Genomic DNA, 22,142 nt, shown 5'->3' on the forward strand with positions numbered 1-22,142 from the left:
ACACCTCCTTGACGTGATTATAGTAAGGCTTTTAATCCTGCTTGTAAGTACGCTTGCGTCGAACTATCGGGCATGTCAACTAGTACACGACGCACCTTCTTAACCTGAGCATCCGTATAACCCAACGCGGTTAAAGCAGCCAGAGCATCGCGCAGTGCCGGGCTCAAATCGTCATCAGCACTGGCAGTCAAGTCCAGTGCAGGCTGGCCACCATTAACCGGGGCGGCCACTTTGCCTTGCAGATCCAAGACAATTTGGGACGCGGTCTTCTTGCCGACCCCCGGAAACTTAGTCAGGAACGCCACATCATTATTAGCGATGGCGCTGGCCAGGGCATCCCCATGCGCATTGGCTTGAATGGCCAGGGCACTCTTGCCCAATACCGGTGACGGACAACAACTGGTTGAACAGTTGCTTGTCCCGCTGACTAGCAAAGCCATACAGCGTTTGGTCGTTATCGCGAATGATCTGTTGCACGTAAACGGTGGCCGTTTGTCCTTCATTAAATGTGAATGGGTTCCCCATCAGGACGTGGTAACCCACGCCACCGACATCAACCACGATGTACGCCGGGGTCACGGCCACAATGGTGCCGCGCAAAAATTCATACATATCGGACTACTCCTTTAGTTGTGCCGTACGCACAAGTGTTCGGCTTCGATTATAGCATATCCACCCCGCTTGGTCTCCCGCCCTGAGCCGTTTAGTTACCGGTCGACTTGGTTGGTGCAGGGTGTTGCCAACACCATTGCTTGCCAGGCTGGTTTGCATGGACGGTCTAGCTCCTGCAGATGGGAACCCACATAACCAGTGCTACGTACCTTTCCCCGTGGTTGCGCGCTTTGCAGCCCACGGATGTGCACTCTCAACTGACCGTGACCAAACCACCAGCTGTATAAGCAAGGCCCGGGCGGTTTGCCCGGGCCTCTGCGTTATAAATCAACCGGATTACTTTCGTGGCTGTCCTGAATTCGCTTGAACATCCGGTTTAGGTCTTTGTTCGAGAACTCGACCACCACTGGCCGGCCGTGCGGACAATTAAACGGGTTTTCCGCCTGTTCCAGTTTGTCGAGCAACGCCTGCCCCTGCTGGGCGTCCAAATGGTGGTTGGCCTTAATGGCACGCTTGCAACTCATCATGATGGCCGCCGCCTCGCGGAATTTGGCGACAGTCAGGTGACCGTCGCGCAGCACCCAATCGATCATTTCACGTAGCGTGTCCTCTTCCTGACCAGCCGCAAACCACGTCGGGTGACTGTGCACCACAAAGCTGTTTTGACCAAAGTCCTCCAGATTAACGCCAACACTGTGCAGGACGTCCATCCGGTCACGAATCAACGCGGCATCGCTAGCTGGATAGTCCAGCACGATGGGTACCAACAAATTCTGCTGTCCCTGATCCACCTGGCCAATTTCCACGCGGTACTTCTCGTAGTTGACCCGTTCCTGGGCGGCGTGCTGGTCCACCAGGTAAAAACCGTCCGGCGTCTCGGCCAAAATAAACGTGCCGTGCATCTGCGCCAGGTAATGCAAGTGGGGAAACCGCTCCTGTGGTTGATCCGCAGCCGCAGCCGGGGCGGCGGTGCCCGCTACCGCCAACGCATCTTCCTGATCAACCGCCGCCATCTCGTCAGGCGCAATGTGGGCGTACCGTTGATCCCACGCCGCCAGTCGTTCGGGATGCTTCATGATGCTGTCCTGAGGAAGCTCCTCAATGTCCAACCCGTAATCATTGGCACTGGCCGCATCTGGTGTTGGCGCTGCTGCCGGGTCCGGTGCCGCAGCCGATGAGGTTCCTGCCTGCATTGCTTGGCGCACAGACCGGTCAGTCGCTTCAATCGGAGTGACCGTCTCGTGCACACGCGGCGCACCTTCAAAGTTGAGCGCTTGTTGCTCCCCTTGGGATCCCCGCCGGTGTGGTAAGTTGTGCAACGCATCCGGAATCAGGTTTTGGTCGGCCATCCGCGCATAAATCGTTTGTTCGATCAACTTGCTAGCGCCGGCTCCTTACTAATGCGCAGTTCCTGCTTGGTGGGGTGCACGTTCACGTCTACCAACTGCGGATCAATGGTAATGTTCACCACTGCCAACGGATACCGGCCCACCATTAGCTTGGAGCCATACCCGGCAATTACAGCCTTGGCTAAATTAAAGTTCTTAAAGTAGCGACCGTTTAATAGTAACGTCATGTGCGTCCGCGTGGCCCGGGTCGTGTCCGGTAAACTCACGTAGCCGGACACCTTAAAGTCCAGGTCTTCACCGCTGAACGCCAGCATCGCCTTGGCAGTCGCCACCCCATAAATACCCGCGATGGTCTGTTGCAAATCACCATTACCAGCCGTGCGCAATAAAAGCTTATCGCCACTGCGCAACGTCATGGCAATATCGGGGTGCCCGAGCGCTAACCGGTTCACAATATCGGTAATGTGACTCAACTCGGTTGCCTGGGATTTTACGTACTTCAGGCGGGCCGGAGTGTTGTAAAAGAGGTTGTGCACCGCGATGGTCGTACCCTGCCGGAAGGCCTGCTGGTGGGCATCCACAATTTGGCCACCAGTGAGGTGAGCGGTGGTGCCGACGCCTCACTCGTCGCCGTTTCGATGGTCACGTCCGCAACCGCAGCGATACTGGCTAAAGCCTCACCGCGAAAACCCAGCGAATGAATCGCAAACAGGTCCCGCGTGGTCGCAATCTTACTGGTAGCGTGACGCTTGAACGCGGCGGGTACATCGTCAGGCTCGATGCCGGCCCCGTTGTCCGCAACCTCCATGAGCCGCAATCCGGCATCGGCCACCCGAATGTCGATTTGGCTAGCACCAGCATCAATGCTGTTTTCCACTAATTCCTTAATGACCGAAGCGGGACGTTCGACCACTTCCCCGGCGGCAATCTGGTTGGCCAGTGCCTCTGGTAATTCATGAATTTGACTCATCGTGGTCACCCCCATACTGACAAAGACGATATGTGCCAACGCACTAGGACGTTACGGCACTAACAACGCAAGCAATGTTAACTAATGCTTGAGTTCTTGTTTAAGTTGATACAACAAATTCATCGCGGCCATGGGCGTAGCTTGCAACAAATCAAACTGCTTGAGTTGCTGCAATACTTTGTGGTCCACGGTACTTAATTCCGGGACGGCCGTCGTGGGCGCAAACAGTTCCAGCTGCTCATCGGCTGGCTGCGCGCCGGTATCGGTCGAGGTACCGTCATCGCTGTCAGCATGCGGTTTGTCCGCAGCAGTCTCCGCCGTAGCGGGGGCTGATTCCGCCGCACTAGCCGGGGCTGCTGCCACCGGTGTGCCGGCCGACGAACTGTTCGCGGCCACGGCGGTCCGACTAGGCGCGTCCGACACATCAAGCGTGCCACCCTGTTCTTCCAAGTGCCGCAACACCTGGTCAGCGCGCCGTAACAACTCATCTGGCAAACCAGCCAGCTTGGCAACGTGGATTCCGTAAGACTTGTCAGCCGGACCCGCCATCATTTTGTGCAGGAACACTAGGTTCCCGTGGTCCAACGTGGCCCCAACGTGTACGTTGCGCAACCGGTCCAGGTGATCCGCCAACGCCGTGAGTTCATGATAGTGCGTAGAGAACAGCGTCTTGGCGTGCACGTGGTCGTGCAGATACTCGATAATCGCCTGTGCCAATGCCATCCCATCATAGGTGGCGGTACCACGCCCAATTTCATCAAAGAGAATCAGGCTGCGACTCGTCGCGTGGCTCAACGCCGCGTTAGCTCCAACATTTCGACCATGAAGGTACTTTGACCGTTGGCCAAGTCATCTGCAGCCCCGATGCGGGTGAAGATTTTGTCAAAGACCGGCAAAGTGGCACGGTCGGCCGGCACGAAGCCCCCGGCTTGCGCATGATCACAATCAGGGCCAGTTGCCGCATGTAGGTACTCTTCCCCGACATGTTCGGCCCGGTAATCAGCAGCATGTCCGTGTTGGCATCCATGTTGACGTTGTTGGGAATGTACTCCGTGGCGCCCATCACCTTTTCTACCACTGGGTGCCGGCCGTTCACGATATCGATGTCATGGCCCAGAGCGGTCATCGTCGGACGCACAAAGTGTTGGTCCTCGGCCACCTGAGCGTAACTTTGCAACACGTCCAGACCAGCAACTTTGGCAGCCAGCGCCTGAAGCCGCGTGATGTTGTCCTTAATTTGTTCGCGAATCTGCGTGAAGACATCGTACTCCAGTGAGGTGGAATTGCTTTCCGCCTCAAGGATGGTATCCTCCTTGGCCTTCAGTTCGGGCGTGGTGAAACGTTCCGCGTTCGTCAGCGTCTGTTTCCGGTCGTAACGGTCCGTTGGCACTTTGTCTAAGTTCGACTTGGTCACCTCAATGAAGTAGCCAAAGACGGTCGTGTACCGGACCTTGAGGTTGTGGATCCCCGTCGCTGCGCGTTCCTGGGTCTCGTACTCAGCTAGCCACTGCTTGCTGTTTTTCAGCGTCGCCCGGTAGGCATCCAGCTGGGCGTTGTAACCATCCTTGATGATGCCCCCGTCCTTCACGGAAATCGGTGGCTCATCCACGATACTAGCGTGGATCAAGTCGGCCACATCCCCCACCGTATCGAGATGCCGGTAGTCGTCCAAGCTGTCATCACCGATGCGGTCCAAGGTATCCAAAATGGCGGGGAGCTGGTCCAGACTAGTGGCCAATTGCTGCAAGTCGCGCCCGTTCACGTTGCCGAACGCCACGCGCCCGGCTAGTCGCTCGAGGTCGTACACCTGGTTGAGGTTGTCAGCCAGTTCGGTGCGCTCAAAGAAGTGGTCCAGGAAGGCTTGCACCTGTTGCTGCCGGTGCGTAATGGCACGGTAATCAAGCAACGGCCGCTCTAACCAGTTCCGCAACATCCGTCCACCCATGGCCGTCTTGGTTTTATCCAGTAGCCAAAGCAAACTATCCGCCTTTTTGCCGGTCCGGCTGTTACTGAGAATGTCCAGGTTGCGCCGAGCATCACTATCCATCTCCAGGAAGGCCGAGGGTGTGTACGGGACTGCACGCTGAATGTGGGCCAGACTGCGCTTTTGCGTGTTGAGCAGGTACTGCATTAACATGCTGACGACGCGGGCTTCAGTTTGATCCTGCAGGTCCTGGATCACAAAGCTGACCTCCGCACTCGGCTGGTCACTGATGGCTTGCTGCGACAAAATGCGGTCATTCACCTTGAGCTTGTCCGCCACGTCATCATCGAGTTGCCCGGGCACGACAACTTCGAGGCTACTCAACGCGTCCAACTCGTTGGTGACGTCCGCCAAACTATTTAGGTGCGTCACCTTCATCTCACCAGTTGACAGGTCGGTATACGCAAAGCCAAATCCATCGTCCACCGGTAAGACGGCGGTCAGATAGTTATTTTGCTTCGCTGCGCCGGGTGTCACGTTCATGGTTGTGCCGGGCGTCACCAACTGGATTACTTCACGCTTGACCATGCCCACGGCTTTTTTTCGGGTCCTCCATTTGCTCACAAATGGCAACTTTGTACCCGTGGTCAATCATCACGTTGAGGTAATTTTCCACCGCGTGGTGGGGCACCCCACACATAGGAATAGGGTTATCGGCACTCTTATTACGAGCCGTCAGGGTCAGTTCCAAAATCTGCGAGCCCTTGATGGCATCATCATAGAACATTTCATAAAAATCCCCGATGCGGTAAAACAAAAAGGCGTCAGGATACTGCGCCTTAATTGCGAGGTATTGCTGCATCATCGGGGTAGTAGTGGTTGTTTTCGACATAATTTTGACTCTCCGTTCCAACTTCCAATCACCCCAATTTTAGCAGACCACTAGCTGAAAACAAAGCTACGTAGCCCGTCGTCATGGGGGCTGTTTAGCAAGTGGGCCTACCGTCTTCATTCAAGACATCACTGCCGGTCCGCATAAGTTTTTTTTGCGTGAGTTTCATACTTTTGACACATTTCACCAGCATAATATCTGTATTGAAGCCATTTTAACCATATAATGAAAAATGTAGCAGTAAAGATTAATCATTTTCAAACGGGGAGGTCTCTATGACCCAACTCACTAAAACTATCGAACAACAACTAACCAACCACGCCCACAACCATATGATCAAGGATCTGGCCACCAACACTTGGCTAACCGGGACCGACGTGCGCAGCCAACGTGACGCCTCGTGGCAGCACTTCAACACGCCGGCGTCCATGCGGGTGACATCGTCCTCATCAGTTTGCCCAATGGTGCCAACAACATCATCGCGCTATATGCAACCCTAGCGCTACACGCAGTGGCCTACACGGTCAACCCGACCATGCCACTCCCGGAACTCGCCACTTTAATCGGACGCCACCACTATGGCGCGCTCATCCTGGGACCAGATCACGCTGAAAATAGCGCCGAGTTAGCGACGCGTGCGCACGTGCAACTCAGTACTAGCATCGATGACAGCACCGCCGCAACGCCGGTATTGGCCATCAGTCACCAACCGGTGCCTACTAACACCCTGCTGCACGACTTTGCTCAACATAATCCGAGCCCCGTGGGTGTGCTCATGTATACCAGTGGCACGACGGGCGATCCCAAAGCGGTCGTATTAACACACGGCCAGCTCTTTGCCGCCGCTCAGGACGTCGCCACCTCCCAGCAACTGACAGCGCTGGACCGCACACTCGTGGTGTTACCACTATTTCACATCAACGCTCAGGTCATCTCCGTGTTGGCGACGACGATTTCCGGCGGTAAGCTGGTCGTCGCGCAAAAGTTTAGTGCCCACCGCTTCTGGCGTTGGGTGCAAGATGAACGCATTACGTGGTTATCAGGCGCCCCGGCAATCATCGCCATCCTTCTCAAAACACGACCGGCACAACAGCCAGCCGTACCGACTCTCCGGTTCATCCGGTCGGCCAGTGCGCCATTATTGCCGCACATCCAGCAGGACTTTGAGGATTACTTCCACGTCCCAATTATTCAGGGTTACGGGATGACGGAGGCGGCCAGCCAGATTACGGTCAACCCGCTGGCTCACCCGCAAGTGGGCTCGGTGGGGCGCCCCACGGACACTGATTTGGTGATTCTGGACGACAACGATGCGCCGCAGCCAGCCGGGGTCACCGGCGAGATTGCCCTCCATGGCGACCATGTTATTACCAGTTACCTTGACCCCAAGTACCAGGCGGACTTCCGGCACGGCTGGTTCCACACGGGCGATGTGGGTTATCTCAACGATGAAGGTTATCTGTTCATCGTGGGCCGCAAAAAGGAACTCATTAACCACGGTGGCAATAAGATCAGCCCCGCAGAAATCGAGAACGTGCTCACTCAACACCCAGCCGTTAACCAGGTCGCAGTTGTCGGCTTGCCCGACGACATTTACGGTGAAGCGGTCACCGCCGCCGTGGTACTCAATCCTGGCTTTACTGGCGAGGATACATCGACCGAACAATTGCGCACCTTTGCCACTAGCCGGCTATCAAAATTCAAGGTGCCTAGCCGCTTCGTGTACGTGGACTCACTAGCCGCCGGACCCACCGGGAAGATTCAGCATACCCGCGTCAAGCGCGCCCTCATGGCGGCAACTGCACACTAACGCGCACGGTAAGGAGTGTTTAATTTATGGAAATGCAAAATATCAGCGTGAACCGGACAACCAATACCCATACCGGGTGGGGTAAAGGCCTCCGCCAGCGACTATTACCCTGGACCATCCCGGTACTGCTTATCCTACTTTGGCAGTTGGGCTCGAGTGTCGGCTGGATTGACGCCAAAATCTTACCCAGTCCCTGGGGTGTCGTCCAAACTACGGTGAAAAGCCTGCAAGCTGGCACCCTGGAGAAAAACCTAGCGATTAGTTTATACCGGGCCCTAACCGGCTTTATTATCGGTGGTATCATCGGTTTCATCCTGGCACTCTGCACCGGCTTATCCAAGACCATGAACTTGCTGTTGGATTCTTCGGTGCAAATGCTACGCAACATCCCCCACTTGGCCTTGATCCCGCTCGTCATCCTGTGGTTCGGCGTGGGCGAATCATCCAAAATTTTCCTAGTAGCCATCGGGGTATTGTTTCCCATTTACATTAATACGTACCACGGTCTGCGCAGCGTGGACCCCAAACTCATCGAGATGGGCCGGTCCTACCAACTCAGTAAGACGCAACTGTTCTTCAAGATCTTGCTCCCAGGAGCCCTACCTACCATCCTAATGGGCGTCCGCTACGCTCTCGGGGTCATGTGGACGACACTGATTGTGGCCGAAACGTTGGCTGCCAGCTCCGGTATTGGCTACATGTCGACCAACGCGCAAAACTTTATGGACATGTCGACCATCTTGATGTGTATCGTCATTTACGCACTGTTGGGCAAGGCATCCGACCTGACCGCCAAGTCACTTGAAAATTCAATGCTGCAATGGCAGCAAGCCGGGGGGGCCGCACACAATGCTGATAACCTATTAACAATTCAACACGTCAACAAGTATTACGGTGATGCTCACGTTCTGCGGGACATCAATCTCGATATTCGGGCTGGCGAGTTTGTCGCCCTAGTTGGCCAGAGTGGTGGTGGTAAAAGCACCCTGCTCCGGTTAATTGCGGGCCTAGAAGCAGCCAGTGACGGCGTGATTGCCCAGGCGGGGCACACCATTGATGGTCTCAATGGTAACAGCCGCGTCATGTTTCAGGACGACCGGCTACTTCCATGGATGTCCGTGCAGGACAACCTCACCTTTGGTCGCACCAACAACAAGCAACGCCGAGCCGAAGCTCAGCGTTTATTGCACGAGGTCGAACTCGACGAATTTACAGACGCCTATCCCGCCTCGCTATCTGGTGGGCAACGCCAACGTGTCGCCCTGGCCCGGGCGCTGATGGCCAATCCACAACTCTTGCTGCTGGACGAACCGCTTGGCGCCCTCGATGCGCTCACCCGACGCAAGATGCAGGAACTCATCCTCAAATTGTGGCAGGAACGGCAGATGACCACTATTTTGGTCACCCATGACGTCAACGAAGCGGTGCGCATGGCCACCAAGATTTACGTGGTCAAGAACCACGAAATCGCTTGGTCTGGTACCAACAACGTGGCCTATCCGCGTACTGACGATGCCATTGCACCCATGGCCAGTGAGATCATGAACGTAATTCTTGACGGGCACGTGGACCAGTAAGGCACGGTAGCCCCTTTGAATACCAATACAAAGCGCCCCAACAGTGACACACGATTGTCATCGTGTCACTACTGGGGCGCTTTTTTTGACGAGTAATTCCGAACCGTGTAGCACGAACCGAGACTGGAACTACCCTACTTGTACAGCAACGTACCTACATACCAAGTTAGCACCCTCAGCACTAATCCCGGTAAAATAGCCAATACATCTTGTTTAAAATTAGCTTTTTTTTCCCTGGTGGCCAGACCCAACCGTCATAGGCCAGGCAACCAACGGGGCGCGCTTACGCACAACTGTTGCTAACAAATTTTTGTACCCGTACAGCGGCTAAATTGGTTACCACGCCCACAATAAAAGTGTTGACGTCCAGCTTGACGGCGCCCAAATGTGTAAACGCGGGCTGACTAACGCATAAGGTACGCCCACCAAAAGGGCCATAACCGGTCCTTTCAGCGGGCGTACCTGATACTACCACTTTTAATGCGCGCATTATTTCTTTAAATGGTAACTGTAAGTCGCCATGATAATATTCTCACGCCGCGCGAACGCCGCCCGGAGCCGGACGTTCGTCTGGTTGTGCAGAATATTCTGCCATCCCTTCCGCGGCACAAACTGCGGAATCAGGACCGTCGTCGTAAAGTTACGCTTGGCGGCGTTGCGCGCAATCGTATCCACGAACCGAATCACCGGCCCCTGTACTGACCGATAACTCGAGTGCACGTCCACAAAGCGTACGTCCGGGAAGTCTGCCCGGAATTCCGTCTGCGTCTCGTGTTCCTTCGTCGGGTTTTCATCCATCGACACGTGCATCGCAATTACGTAATCGCCAATCGTCTGGGCATAATTGAGCGCCCCCCGCGTCACACGAGTCACGTTACCAACCAGCACGATAACCGTGCTCCCACTGTATTCGTGGAGCTTGGCGTTGTCACGCTCCAGCCGCAATTGCTCCGCCACGTTTGTATAGTGGTGCTTGATCTTGTAAAACAAGAACAACAACGCCGGCATGATGATGAAAAATGGCCAAATATCTGGCAAACGGTAAACAAACAGAATGACCAGAATAGCAAAGGAAATCAACGCCCCCGAGAAGTTAGCCAGGGTTTTACCAAACAAGCCCTTTTCCGTGCCCCGGCGCTTGAGCCAGTGACGAATCATGCCACTTTGGCTCAACGTAAACGGAATGAACACGCCAACCGCGTACAAGGGAATCAGCCGCTCAGTGCTACCATGGAAAATCGCAATCAGGATGGCCGACCCCACCGCCAGGGTAATGATCCCGTTGGAAAAGCCGAGCCGGTCCCCACGGTCCATGTACATGTGCGGCATGTACTTGTCCTTGGCCAGGTTAAAGGCCAAGACGGGGAAGGCCGAAAAACCAGTGTTAGCGGCCACCGCCAAAATCAGGGCCGTTGCAAACTGAATCACGTAGTACATAATGCTACCGTTACCAAAGGTGTGGCCGGCCACCTGTGACAGCACCGTCACTTTGGCTTCCGGCACAATGCCGTACCAGTAGTTGAGAAACGTAATACCAGCAAAGAAGAACCCCAGAATCGTTGCCATGATGGCTAACGTTCCGGCCGCGTTTTTAGCCCGGGGTTTCTTGAAGAACGGTACCGCGTTACTGATGGCTTCCACCCCAGTTAAGGAACTAGAACCACTACTAAACGCCCGAAATATTAATGCCGCCGTAATACCTGGTACGACGGAACCCACCGCTGCGTGCGCGGCGTACGGAATCGAGCCGTTGACAATGCGGTACAAGCCCCAGAGAATCATGATGACAATGGACACCACGAATAAGTAGACCGGTACCATCAGGAAGGACGCCGACTCGCTCATCCCGCGCAGGTTCATTACCATTAATATGAAGATGATGACCAGTGAGATGGTGACTTCATGACCATACAAAGCCGGGATCGCTGACGTAATGGCTTCAGCCCCTGACGAGACCGAAACCGCCACCGTCAACATGTAGTCAATCAACAGTGACCCGCCGGCGAGCAGCCCCGCGTTACGGCCCAGGTTTTGGCTGGACACCACGTAGGCGCCACCCCCACCGGGATAAGCGTGAATAATTTGACGATACGACAGGGTCAAACTGAGTAATAGCACCAGGACGAACGCCGCAATTGGTAACGAATACCAAATCGCCGCCGCCGACAAAGTGGTCAGCACCAGCACAATTTGCTCGGTACCATACGCCACTGACGACAGCGCATCAGAACTCAGCATTGCCAGTGCTTTTAACTTACCCAGCTTCTGCCCGCCTTCTTCGGACGACTTCAGTGGTCGTCCGATGAAGAACCGTTTCAGTGAATGCATCGCTTTATGTACTCCTATTCAGAAATGCAGGGCACGGCAACGTATCTGGTCGCCTGCCCCCCAACTGTACCCGGCCTACCGGGCACGACATAAGCATTAATATACCACTAACAAACCGCATTGGCACCAAAATTTGGTGTCTCTATCCTTACAATACGCAAAAGAGGCGGCAAATGCCACCTCTTTGGTAAAAATTATTTGACTGCAACCGCCGCATCCAACGCCTGCCGGTCGGCGTCCAGCGATTGAACAAGTTCTTCAAAATTATCGGAAACGTGAATGTGGGACATGATGTCAGTGGCAAAGCCCTGATCCACAAATACCTGGAGTTGGGCCACTAACGGATCATAGAACTTATCCATGTTGAAGATCCCAATCGGTTTGATTTCCACCAGGCCGATGGTCATCCAGGAGATGGCCTGCGAAATTTCTTCCAGCGTGCCAAAGCCGCCAGGAAAGACTAAGAACGCGTCGGGCTCCTCAATCAACAGCTTTTTGCGCTCATCGATGGTGCTGGTCCGAATCGCGTGGGTGGTGTTACGGCGGGGCAGCTCGGAATCAAAGAGGCCATCGGGATAGATACCCGTGACGTCGCCGCCCGCTGCTAGGGTGGCACCACTAATGGTACCCATGATGCCAGATACGGATCCGCCGTATACCAACTCAATGTGGTGGCTGCCTAGATACCACCCCAATGCGTGGGCCACCTGTTCATAACTCTTTTTAACGCCGTAGCGCGAGCCGCAAAAGACTGATAACTTCACAACCATCATCTCCGTTCAATAAACTCATACCGTGAGCTTCAATTATAGCGGGTTTAGCCCCGCAATTCAATTTCGCACGATATGTCAACGTATACTTAGTGTGGGTGCAACACCAACACCCATTTCCGTAACCAATCTAGTGGTGGTGCAGGTTGCGATGACTACGGTCCCACCCCAGCTATTGGCAGGACACCCGAGCCGCAGACCGCGGCTACACAACAAAAGGGCGGCCACGCGGTGGCCGCCCTTCGTCAATCGTGTTGGAAATGGATTACATCATACCGCCCATGCCGGCACCGGCTGCACCGGCACCAGCTGCGGCGTTGTTATTAGCGTTCTTGTCCGGAATATCAGCCACAACGGCTTCAGTCGTTAACATCAATGCGGCAACGGAAGCGGCGTTCTGAAGTGCGGAACGGGTAACCTTAGTTGGGTCGATGATCCCGCTCTTAGCCAAGTCTTCCCAAGCACCAGTAGCAGCGTTGAAACCAACACCGACCTTCTGGCTCTTCAGGTGCTCAACAATGACGGAACCGTCAAGGCCAGCGTTCTCGGCAATCTGACGCACTGGTTCTTCCAGGGCCCGCTGCACAATGTTGATACCAGTCTGGACGTCGCCGCTTTCCTTCAAGGCAGCAACTGCCGGGATGGCGTTAGCAAAGCAGTACCACCACCGGCCACGTAACCTTCCTCAACGGCGGCACGGGTCGCGTTCAAAGCGTCTTCGATCCGGTACTTACGTTCCTTCAATTCGGTTTCAGTAGCGGCACCAACATTGATGACAGCCACACCACCAGCTAACTTAGCCAGACGTTCCTGCAACTTCTCACGGTCAAAGTCGCTGGTCGTGTCCGCAATCTGAGACTTGATGGTAGCAACCCGCTCGTCGATGGCGTCCTTAGTACCAGCGCCTTCAACAATCGTCGTATCATCCTTAGTTACCGTCACCTTGCCAGCCTGACCTAACTGTTCCAGGGTCGTGTCCTTCAGTTCCATACCAATGTCAGAACTAATGACCTGGGCACCAGTCAGTACGGCAATATCCTGCAGCTGGGCCTTACGCCGGTCACCAAAACCAGGGCCTTAACGGCAACCACGTTGAAGGTACCACGAATCTTGTTCAGTACCAGTGTTGGCAGTGCTTCGCCGTCAACATCATCGGCAATAATGAGGAGGGACTTACCTTGCTGAACGATTTGCTGCAGTAGTGGCAGGATGTCCTGGATGTTACTGATCTTCTTGTCAGTAATCAGGATGTACGGGTTGTCCAAGTCGGCTTCCATCTTGTCGTTGTCAGTAACCATGTACTGGGATAGGTAGCCACGGTCGAACTGCATCCCTTCAACAACGGACAGCTCGGTCTTGATCCCCTTACCTTCTTCGATGGTGATGACACCGTCGTGACCAACCTTTTCCATTGCGTCGGCGATCAACTTACCAACTTCTTCACTCGCGGAAGAAACGGCACCAACTTGCGCAACTTCGTCCTTGTTGGAAACCTTGTGGGAGTTTTTGTGCAGGGCATCAACAGCAGCGTCAGTGGCTTCTTCGATACCTTTGCGGATACCAACAGGGTTGGCACCAGCAGTGACGTTCTTCATGCCTTCACGGATGATGGCCTGTGCCAAAACCGTAGCAGTAGTCGTACCATCACCGGCGATGTCGTTAGTCTTGGAAGCAACTTCGGCCACCAACTTGGCACCCATGTTTTCGTAACGGTCTTCCAGGTCAATAGACTTGGCAATCGTGACACCGTCATTAGTAATTTCGGGTGCACCATATTCCTTATCCAAAACCACGTTACGACCCTTAGGCCCAATGGTGGTCTTAACGGTATTTGCTAACTTATCTACACCACGAAGCATTGCTGCCCGTGCATCTTCAGAGAATTTAATGTCTTTAGCCATGTTTGTTATTCACCTCAGTAATTAGTTGGTCACGAATTAATCTTCAACGATTGCCATGATATCTTTGTCGTGCAGAATCAGGTAATCCTCGCCATCAAACTTCACTTGGGAGCCGGCGTACTTGTCATACATGATCACGTCGCCTTCCTTAACGGACATTGGTAGCCGCTTACCTTCTGGTGTCGTCGCGCCGGCACCGACAGCAATTACCTTACCAGTCGTTGGCTTTTCCTTCGCGTTGTTAGCAAGAACAATCCCACCAACGGTTTGTTCCTTTTCTTCCTCGACCTGAACGACAACACGATCTCCTAATGGTTTCAGCAAGATAATCCCTCCAAGAATTTTTTTGATTGATTTTTAGCACTCGTTTACACTAAGTGCTAACACAATTCTTACTATACCATGTTGTTAGCAAAATGCAACAGGGAGTGCTAACTTTTTCTGTAGTGTGGCCACAAAACCCCACCAGCAACCGTTTTGCTGGTGGGGCACTCATTGACAAATATTTAGTTAGTGCGCTCTTCGCGGTTCGCGACAAAGAAGATGAGCGACTGCAATTCGTTGGCCAGGTCGATGTACTTAACGTCCACCGTGTCGGGCACGTTGACGCGGGTAGCGGAAAAGTTCATCAGGCCCTCAACACCGGCCTCCACGAGCGCGTCCGTAATTTCCTGCGCAGCACTGACGGGGGTGGCCAAAATGGCGATTTTAATTTGTTGGTCCTTGATCTGTTGCTCCAGGTCCGTCATGGAATACACTGGCACCCCGTTCTGGATGGTACCAGTAATGGCCGGGTCGGTATCAAACGCCGCACTAATACGAATGTTGTTGGTCTGCTGAAAGTTGTACTTCAATAAGGCACGGCCGAGGTTACCGACCCCAATCAGGGCAACGTGCGTCAAGTGATCTTGATACAGAGCCTTCCGGAAGAACCGCAGTAAACTTTGCACGTTATAACCAAAGCCACGCGTCCCCAGCTGACCAAAGTACGCAAAGTCCCGGCGAATGGTGGTGGCATCAATATTGATTCGCTCCGCAAAGTCGCGTGACGATATCCGCTCAACGCCTTCATCCGCCAAGATATTCAGATAACGATAGTAAATCGGCAACCGTTTCGCGGTTGCGTGTGGAATCTTGCCTGTAGCCATGCCTTAACCCCCCATACGTAATTTCCTATGCTCATGTTAACTGCTTTAACAACTAAATACAAGCGTTTTCATGAACATTACCTGACTTTTGTTGGTTATTCATACTGCTGCTAGCCCACCCGTCACCACCATTAGCCCCGCGACCGCCTTTATCTATTCACAGTTGTACGAATCGCCAAACGAAAGTTTACAGCCACTTTGTTTAACTTATCACGTTAATCACCAGGCCAATACGAACCACTGCGCTCACTATCAGCGCAACGTTGGCCCAGCGCACCATGCCCACTGGTGGCACGGTGACCAGACAACAGCCCGCTAGATTATGCTATATTGGAAGTAACTATTTTTACGGAGACACTGGTGCCAGCACCCACGACACCACGCAAGGAGATAAACATGATTTTATTGCAGGCACAGGGAGTTGGCCGCAGTTTCGACGGCATCGACCTCTTTACAAACGTCAACCTTCAAATTCAGGACAACAGCCGCGTCGGCCTGGTTGGTCCTAACGGGATCGGCAAGACCACGCTACTCGAAATTATTGCCGGCATTGCCACACCGGACTACGGAGCGGTCACCACGCGCAAGAACCTCAGCATTGGTTACCTGGCCCAAAATTCCGGACTCGATTCCAGCAAGGAAATTTATGCCGAAATGCTGGATGGTTTCAAGGAACTGCGCGCCATGGAACAACAAATGCACGCGCTAGAAGCCAAGATTGCCGACCCGGCCACGGCCAAGGATGACGCGACCTACGCAGCCACCCTCAAGCAGTATGACCAACTCAGCAACGACTTCCGTGAGCAAAATGGTTACGGCTACGAAGCCGAAATTCGGAACGTTTTAGCGGGGTTCAACTTTGCCCCCGAACGCTACCACGACCAAATCAGCACCCTCTCCGGCGGTGAACGTAGCGTCTAGCGTTGGCAAAAATGCTGCTGTCACGCCACGACCTAATCATCCTGGATGAACCTACCAACCATTTGGACATCGACACGCTGGGATGGTTGGAAGGATACCTGCGCGGCTATAAGGGCGCCATTTTGATTGTCAGCCATGACCAGTACTTCCTCGACCACACAATCAACGAAGTCTACGAGCTCAGTCCGCGGGGTGCCACGCACTACACCGGCAACTACTCCCAGTATCGGCAGCAGCGGGCCGCCAACCTGGACCAAGCGTGGAAGGCTTACAACAAACAGCAAGAAGAAATTGCTAAACTCCAGGAATTCGTCGACAAAAACATCGTGCGCGCCAGCTCCACTAAGCAGGCGCAAAGTCGGCGCAAGCAGCTCGAAAAAAAATGGACCGTTTGAAGCGGCCAAGTGGCGAGCAGTCCGCGCACTTCCACTTTACTGCTGCTAAAAGTAGCGGTAATGAGGTCCTCAAGGTGCGTAACGCCACCATTGGCTACGCACCCGATGAGCCCATGGCCGGCCCCATCGACTTTACCGTCAACAAGGGGGAGCGTATCGGCATTGTCGGGCCCAACGGGGTGGGCAAATCCACATTACTCAAGAGTATTCTGGGCCGCATCCCCTTCCTGCAGGGCGACGCCGTACTCGGTGCCAACGTGCAACCAGGTTACTACGATCAAGACCAAGCCTCGTTGAACCCGAAAAACACGGTCCTGGAAGAAGTGTGGCAGGAACACCCCACCACGCCAGAAAAAGATATTCGCTCGGCGCTCGCGGCGTTCTTGTTGGGCGCCGGCGACGTGGAGAAGACGGTTGCCTCACTATCAGGGGGGCAAAAAGCGCGCCTGTTGATGACTAAGCTCGCCATGGATCACGATAACTTCCTCATCTTGGACGAACCGACCAATCACTTGGATATCAACAGCAAAGAGGTCCTGGAACAAGCCCTGGAAGATTTTAACGGGACGGTACTCTTCGTCAGCCATGACCGCTACTTTATCAACAGCCTGGCGGACCGCCTAGTGGTACTCAGTCCGGCCGGCAGTGAAATCGTGTTAGGTAACTGGGATTACTACCAGGAAAAGCAACAGGAGGCCACCAACCCCGAGCAAGCCAACAACACAGGTGTCTTTGGTACCACGACCACGCAGAAGCAAACCACCAATAGCCAGGGGGCGGCGGACTACGCCGCAGCTAAAGCCGACCAGAAGGCGCAGCGCAAATTGCAGCGACGCGTCGATGCTGCCGAGAAAACGATTGAAGACCTGGAGGCCCAAAAACAAGCGATTCTCGACGAAATGGCCCTCCCGGAAAACGCTACGGCCGCGGTCAAACTGCAGGACATGCAAAAGGATGTCGATGCGATCGACGCCAAGTTAACCGACGCCGAGGCGGAATGGGAAGCAGCCGGCATTGCGCTGGAGGACAGTGAGCAATAAGGTGCTAATGACCAAGAGCCCCGCCGTAAAATGTTCCATTCACTTTCACTACATTAGCACCAAAAAGGCAGGTCGCCATGACCTGCCTTTTTGGTCGTGATTTATCTGGATCTCCGCTACAACTCACTGCAACAACCCATCCAGAAAGGTTAATACTCCCTGAGCGTTATTATCATCACTGATCGTAGCCGCGGCCACCCGCTGCACCGGTGCGGTTGCGTTCGCCATCGCGACGCCCAGGCCAACTTCAGCAATCATTTCGACGTCGTTGCCGCCGTCGCCAAACGCACACATCTGTGCCAGGTCAATGCCCAGCACCTGGCCAAGCCGCCGTAACCCCGCCGCTTTATGCACCCCGGGCTGAATGATGTCGATGTCGCCGTGCCCGCTCGATGTCGGTACCGCCAACCCGGCGAGCAAGTGCCGCAACCGGTCAACCAGCGCCTGCGTTTGGTCGGGCACGCAGGTCACGCTGATTTTGAGCAACTGGTCCTGCAATTCGTCAAAGCTGGGCACCAGTTGCATACGCGGACAGTAAAAGCGCATCTGCGCGATCCAGTCAGGATCATCATCAACCAATGCGTACGCACTACGAGCTCCACTAACTTCCACGTGGATGTCTGGAATTGTGGCTAACCGTGCCAGAATGGTGGCCGCCACAGCCGGAGAATAACTGTTCACAGCGTACTCCGTGTGGTCATCGCGGATGTACGCACCGTTCTCGGCCACATACACGGTGTCTGGGTAATCCGGGAAGAATGACCGTAGTTGGTAATACTGGTTGCCACTAGCCACCACGAAGCGGATACCCTGTTTGTCTAACTCGTGGTGGATGCGGGCAAAGTGGGCCCGGTCGTAGTCCTTGGCGTCATTGAGAAACGTCCCATCCATATCCACTGCCACTAATTTAATTGCCGTCATTCGTTGCGCCCCCGAGATACTTGTTCACCGCCACGGCCACACCATCATGCGCGTTATCAGCTGTGACCCAATCGGCTGCGGCCCGCACTTGTGCCCGGCCATTACCCATGGCGACAGCGTCCCCACAAAGTCGAACATTGGCAGGTCGTTAAACTCATCCCCAATGCCCATCACCTCACTGGGTTGGAAGCCAAGGTGTGCACAAAGTGCTGCTAACGCGGTCCCTTTATCCACACCTGGTTGTAACGCCTCAAAAAAAGATCGGGGTCGACCGCACGGTGGCAAAGCGGTCACCAAAACGCTCCTTGAACGGTGTCACGATCTGATCCAGGTGTGCGGCCTGACCGACGAAGAGAAACTTGGGGATGACGGTATCCTCGGCAACTTCCTGTGGGTTCACCACTGACAAGCCGGCATGATTTTCCCAGGCCTGTAACACGGTCACGGCGCCCACATCCGTATTGCCGGTAAATATCCGCCCACCAAGATCGAGCGCATTGTAGTGGGTCCGGTGCTCATCAGCAAACGCGGCCAGGTCCAGGTAGTCGGTGCGCGTCAGGGTATTGCTGACCACAATTTGCCCCGTCACACTTTGGACCACCGCACCGTTATACGTCACCACGTACTGGTCGTCGCCCTGAATACCGATCGCGTCCAGAAAGTCTTGCACGCCCACCAGTGGGCGGCCGGTGCACAAAACAATTTTCACTCCCTGTTGTACGGCCCACCGTAACGCTTGAGCATTACCTGCGCTTAACTTCGATGTGGGATCAAGAAGCGTATCATCAACATCAATCGCAATTAGTTTAATCATCTTTGTCCCTCCGTAATGGCTGTATACCCAATTTACCATGCAACCGTTAACATTGGGGGACATTTTTAAAAGTGTTGGGTCTCGTTTTGGTGGTAGCGGGCGTAGCGGTCCCGATAAACCGACGGGGTGACCCCCTTCCACTGCTTAAAGTTACGCATGAGGGTCTTCTCACTACTAAAGCCACAGGCGGTGGCAATCAATGTCACCGGCTGGTTGGTCGATAACAGTAATTTACGCGCGTTGAGTAATCGGACCAGCCGAATGTACCGGCTGACCGGCATTTGAATGGCGTCATTAAACTGCGAGTTTACGGTAGTCAAGGACGTATGAAACTCCGCCGCCAAACTACGGCCGGTGATGGGTTCGGCGTAACGCTGCATAATGGCACCCATCATGCGGTCAACGAGGCCAGCATTGTTACTGACCTTGGGTGCCACTTTGGCGTGGGCAAAATGCCCAAAGAGGATGCCGAGCACCGCATAAAAATGCCCCAGCACCACAAAGCGGGTGGCTGGGTCGCTGGTGCCATCGGTTAACTCCATCATTTCCTGCATGTGGTGCACCAGTTCCCGGTATGGAGTACCCGCCACGAATCCCTGTAGCTGCAGTTCCAAATTAGCAAGGTCGGGATAATTCCGTGCCATAAAGTCCGCATCGATAATAAAGCCGAATTCCCGCCAGCCCCCATGATCGATGCCACTGGCGCTGTGCACCGCCCGCGAATTGACCGCCCACACATCACCGGGGACGTACTGGTGTGTTACCCCGTCCGTGACAAACTTCAGCGGCATCCCTTCAACCAACATGTTCACCTCAATACCTTGATGCCAATGTGGGACAACATCAATGCGGCTATCTTCATTGTGCAAATAATACATAAAGGGTAAATTTGCGTTCGTCTGCACAATCTCGTGAACAATCTTCATAATTGCGTCCTCCATCAACAATCTACACCAAAACGTTACCAAAGCGGTGCCGGGTACGCAAGCGCATTCAACCCGGTAAATTCCGCTTCTGTACAAAATTTGTGCACTTTTAATCATACGCAGCGACGTCGGACCTGCTCCATAGCCCGCACAATGCCGAATGTCGTTGCCGACACCGAAGTTGGCCACCAGTCACACGCTGGGGTCGCCCGTGGCATGATAAAAAAATCCCCTTACCGCGCTGGGTAAGGGGGACAAACAGAATAAATCATCGCTTAATCAGCTGTAAAAGTAACCCAAGTCACTCGCAACACTCGGGTAAACCGGAATCCACTGCTTTAATGCACTGGCCGGCAAGCCCCGTGTAATTATGCTCGTGCAGTAATTAATGAGTTCCTCCGCGTTGGTCGCCAAGGCCACCGCACCGACCAACAAACCCGTCTGACGATTGGTAATCGTCGTGACGCGGGCATCGTCGTCGCGAATACGGTGGTACGTGTACCAACTACCGACATCCTGAGTCAGCACGGCGTACCGGTCGGAATCTGCCTGTGCCGCGGAAAGTGACAAACCAACTTGAGCTAACTCCGGACCCGCAAAAACGGTGTGGGGAACCGGTGGGTACTGAATCGGCGCCGTGGCACCGTTAATCAAATCCGCGACGTAGCGCCCTTCAAAACTCGCGGTCGGCGTTAATTTCGGCACCTGTTTATCGGCGGCGTCCCCAATGGCAAAGACGTTTGCTACGGTACTTTGCAAGTGATCGTTGATCTTAACACCGTGGCGGCTGTACTCAATACCAGCAGCCTCTAAGTTCAAACTGCCAATATTCGCATCCCGGCCAGCTGCCGCAACCAGTAGATCCAACGTCACATCGTCACCGTGGTCAGTAGTGGCAATCACGCCCTGGTCAGCACCGGCACGCACACTCGTGATACTGGTATCCCAGTGCCACTGGACGCCTTTGTCCTGGAGCTGGTTAGCTACGCGCGCAGCGTACTCCTCTGGAAAGGCACGTAAAAGGCGCCGGTTGTGTTGGAAAATGTGCACGGTCACGCCTGCTTCCGCAGCAATATTGGCCAGCTCAACGGCCACATACCCGGCACCAATGAAACCGATGCTCTGTGGCCGGTCAGCGAGCGCCAAAAAAATCGGTGCTAGTCGCCAACAATTCGTGCCCCGGGATGTCAGTAATGTTCGCGTGGGCGCCGGTTGCCACCACGACTTTGTCCGTCGTAACCGTCCGGTCGCCCACCACCAGGGTATGTGCATCACGGAAAGTGGCGGTCCCGTGCAGATGGTCGATTCCGGCCTGCGTCAGTCCCTGCTCAGTCCCAACCGGCACGCCGTCGGTGTAGCTACGCTTGAAGGCCATCATCTGTGCCCAGTTGACCCGCGGCTGCCCGTCCAGGCCGCTACCCTGGTAACGCCGCACCTGACGTTGCGCCTCCACCACGCCGTAAAGCATCTTCTTCGGATCACAACCAAAGTTAGGGCAAGTTCCGCCCCACAAATTGTTTTCCACCACCAGGACGTGCTGTTGCGCCGCCAAACCGTATGCGGCCGCCAAGCCACCAGGACCGGCACCGATAATCACGACGTCATAATCATACTTGGTCATAGTCAACCTCCATTTCAACGCAAAGTCGCGTGGCAATCTTGCCACTTACTATTTAATTATTAGTGCTTACCTAACAGATTGCAAGCGCCACCATGGTAATGAAACATTATTGTACACAAAAAGCGGCATCACCTGCGCAGGTACTGAGCATGAGCCAGGTACGCATTAGGGGATACCGCTATTTATTTGGTACGTTTAATTGTCATTGATTGGGTATGGTGCA

At 54.3% G+C, this 22,142-nt stretch carries 9 protein-coding genes and 8 pseudogenes; 4 read left to right on the forward strand and 13 right to left on the reverse strand.

What is annotated here, in order from left to right; all coding sequences use genetic code 11:
* Window positions 1–17 precede the first annotated feature (17 nt).
* The 3 pseudogenes from ruvA to mutS all read right to left on the reverse strand — a co-directional run bounded on the left by ruvA (window position 18) and on the right by mutS (window position 5,747).
* A pseudogene (gene ruvA, locus JCM13996_RS06660) lies at window positions 18–612 on the reverse strand (Holliday junction branch migration protein RuvA).
* A gap of 320 nt (window positions 613–932) precedes the next feature.
* Window positions 933–2,931 (reverse strand): annotated as a pseudogene (gene mutL / locus JCM13996_RS11220) (DNA mismatch repair endonuclease MutL).
* A gap of 81 nt (window positions 2,932–3,012) precedes the next feature.
* Window positions 3,013–5,747, reverse strand: a pseudogene (mutS, locus tag JCM13996_RS06670) (DNA mismatch repair protein MutS).
* Between the two features lie 400 nt (window positions 5,748–6,147).
* Between mutS and JCM13996_RS06675 the strand changes: the two are divergent.
* The 3 genes and pseudogenes from JCM13996_RS06675 (at window position 6,148) to JCM13996_RS11815 (ending at window position 9,134) form a co-directional block, all read left to right on the forward strand.
* Window positions 6,148–7,557, forward strand: coding sequence for an AMP-binding protein (locus tag JCM13996_RS06675; protein WP_054750543.1), 1,410 nt, complete (start codon window positions 6,148–6,150; stop codon window positions 7,555–7,557).
* 32 nt (window positions 7,558–7,589) lie between these two features.
* Window positions 7,590–8,393, forward strand: a pseudogene (locus JCM13996_RS11810) (ABC transporter permease subunit); the annotation flags it as partial.
* The gene (locus tag JCM13996_RS11815; protein ID WP_175577028.1) at window positions 8,370–9,134 is read left to right on the forward strand and encodes an ABC transporter ATP-binding protein; all 765 of its coding nucleotides are present in this window, start codon (window positions 8,370–8,372) and stop codon (window positions 9,132–9,134) included. The pseudogene JCM13996_RS11810 and the gene JCM13996_RS11815, both read left to right, overlap by 24 nt.
* Window positions 9,135–9,623: 489 nt before the next feature.
* On the opposite strand, the gene kimA is transcribed toward JCM13996_RS11815, so the two are convergent.
* From kimA to JCM13996_RS06705, 5 genes and pseudogenes are all read right to left on the reverse strand, one after another.
* Window positions 9,624–11,462: a potassium transporter KimA gene (gene kimA / locus JCM13996_RS06685; RefSeq protein WP_054750544.1), complete on the reverse strand. Its 1,839-nt coding sequence runs from the start codon at window positions 11,460–11,462 to the stop codon at window positions 9,624–9,626.
* 194 nt (window positions 11,463–11,656) lie between these two features.
* On the reverse strand, window positions 11,657–12,226 hold the full coding sequence (locus JCM13996_RS06690; protein WP_054750545.1) for an LOG family protein: 570 nt from the start codon (window positions 12,224–12,226) through the stop codon (window positions 11,657–11,659).
* A gap of 271 nt (window positions 12,227–12,497) precedes the next feature.
* A pseudogene (groL, locus tag JCM13996_RS06695) lies at window positions 12,498–14,133 on the reverse strand (chaperonin GroEL).
* Window positions 14,134–14,169: 36 nt separating this feature from the next.
* Window positions 14,170–14,457: a co-chaperone GroES gene (gene groES / locus JCM13996_RS06700; RefSeq protein ID WP_054651334.1), complete on the reverse strand. Its 288-nt coding sequence runs from the start codon at window positions 14,455–14,457 to the stop codon at window positions 14,170–14,172.
* A gap of 182 nt (window positions 14,458–14,639) precedes the next feature.
* Window positions 14,640–15,281, reverse strand: a complete 642-nt coding sequence (locus JCM13996_RS06705) for a redox-sensing transcriptional repressor Rex (protein ID WP_054750546.1) — start codon at window positions 15,279–15,281, stop codon at window positions 14,640–14,642.
* 396 nt (window positions 15,282–15,677) lie between these two features.
* Between JCM13996_RS06705 and JCM13996_RS06710 the strand changes: the two are divergent.
* Window positions 15,678–17,637, forward strand: a pseudogene (locus JCM13996_RS06710) (ABC-F family ATP-binding cassette domain-containing protein).
* 123 nt (window positions 17,638–17,760) lie between these two features.
* Here the strand turns inward: JCM13996_RS06710 and JCM13996_RS06715 are convergent.
* The 5 genes and pseudogenes from JCM13996_RS06715 to JCM13996_RS13195 form a co-directional block, all read right to left on the reverse strand.
* Entirely contained in the window at window positions 17,761–18,558 is a 798-nt protein-coding gene (locus JCM13996_RS06715; RefSeq protein WP_054750547.1) for a Cof-type HAD-IIB family hydrolase, read from the reverse strand.
* Window positions 18,545–18,852: pseudogene (locus tag JCM13996_RS12925) on the reverse strand (HAD hydrolase family protein). The gene JCM13996_RS06715 and the pseudogene JCM13996_RS12925 overlap by 14 nt, the downstream one beginning before the upstream one ends.
* Window positions 18,809–19,372: an HAD-IIB family hydrolase gene (locus JCM13996_RS06720; RefSeq protein WP_054750548.1), complete on the reverse strand. Its 564-nt coding sequence runs from the start codon at window positions 19,370–19,372 to the stop codon at window positions 18,809–18,811. The pseudogene JCM13996_RS12925 and the gene JCM13996_RS06720 overlap by 44 nt, the downstream one beginning before the upstream one ends.
* A gap of 65 nt (window positions 19,373–19,437) precedes the next feature.
* Window positions 19,438–20,298, reverse strand: a complete 861-nt coding sequence (locus JCM13996_RS06725) for a helix-turn-helix domain-containing protein (RefSeq protein WP_054750549.1) — start codon at window positions 20,296–20,298, stop codon at window positions 19,438–19,440.
* A gap of 279 nt (window positions 20,299–20,577) precedes the next feature.
* Window positions 20,578–21,919: pseudogene (locus JCM13996_RS13195) on the reverse strand (dihydrolipoyl dehydrogenase family protein).
* Window positions 21,920–22,142: the final 223 nt, after the last annotated feature.

Source organism: Lacticaseibacillus thailandensis DSM 22698 = JCM 13996 (genome assembly GCF_001312865.1).
In the GTDB taxonomy this organism is placed as follows: Bacteria; Bacillota; Bacilli; order Lactobacillales; family Lactobacillaceae; genus Lacticaseibacillus; species Lacticaseibacillus thailandensis.

Excerpts from the sequence above, each read along its gene's own strand:
- JCM13996_RS11815 (WP_175577028.1), top strand. The coding sequence starts at position 8,370 with ATGCTGCAATGGCAGCAAGCCGGGGGGGCCGCACACAATGCTGATAAC.
- kimA (WP_054750544.1), bottom strand. The coding sequence starts at position 11,462 with ATGCATTCACTGAAACGGTTCTTCATCGGACGACCACTGAAGTCGTCC.
- JCM13996_RS06705 (WP_054750546.1), bottom strand. The coding sequence starts at position 15,281 with ATGGCTACAGGCAAGATTCCACACGCAACCGCGAAACGGTTGCCGATT.
- JCM13996_RS06715 (WP_054750547.1), bottom strand. The coding sequence starts at position 18,558 with ATGACGGCAATTAAATTAGTGGCAGTGGATATGGATGGGACGTTTCTC.
- JCM13996_RS06720 (WP_054750548.1), bottom strand. The coding sequence starts at position 19,372 with ATGATTAAACTAATTGCGATTGATGTTGATGATACGCTTCTTGATCCC.
- JCM13996_RS06725 (WP_054750549.1), bottom strand. The coding sequence starts at position 20,298 with ATGAAGATTGTTCACGAGATTGTGCAGACGAACGCAAATTTACCCTTT.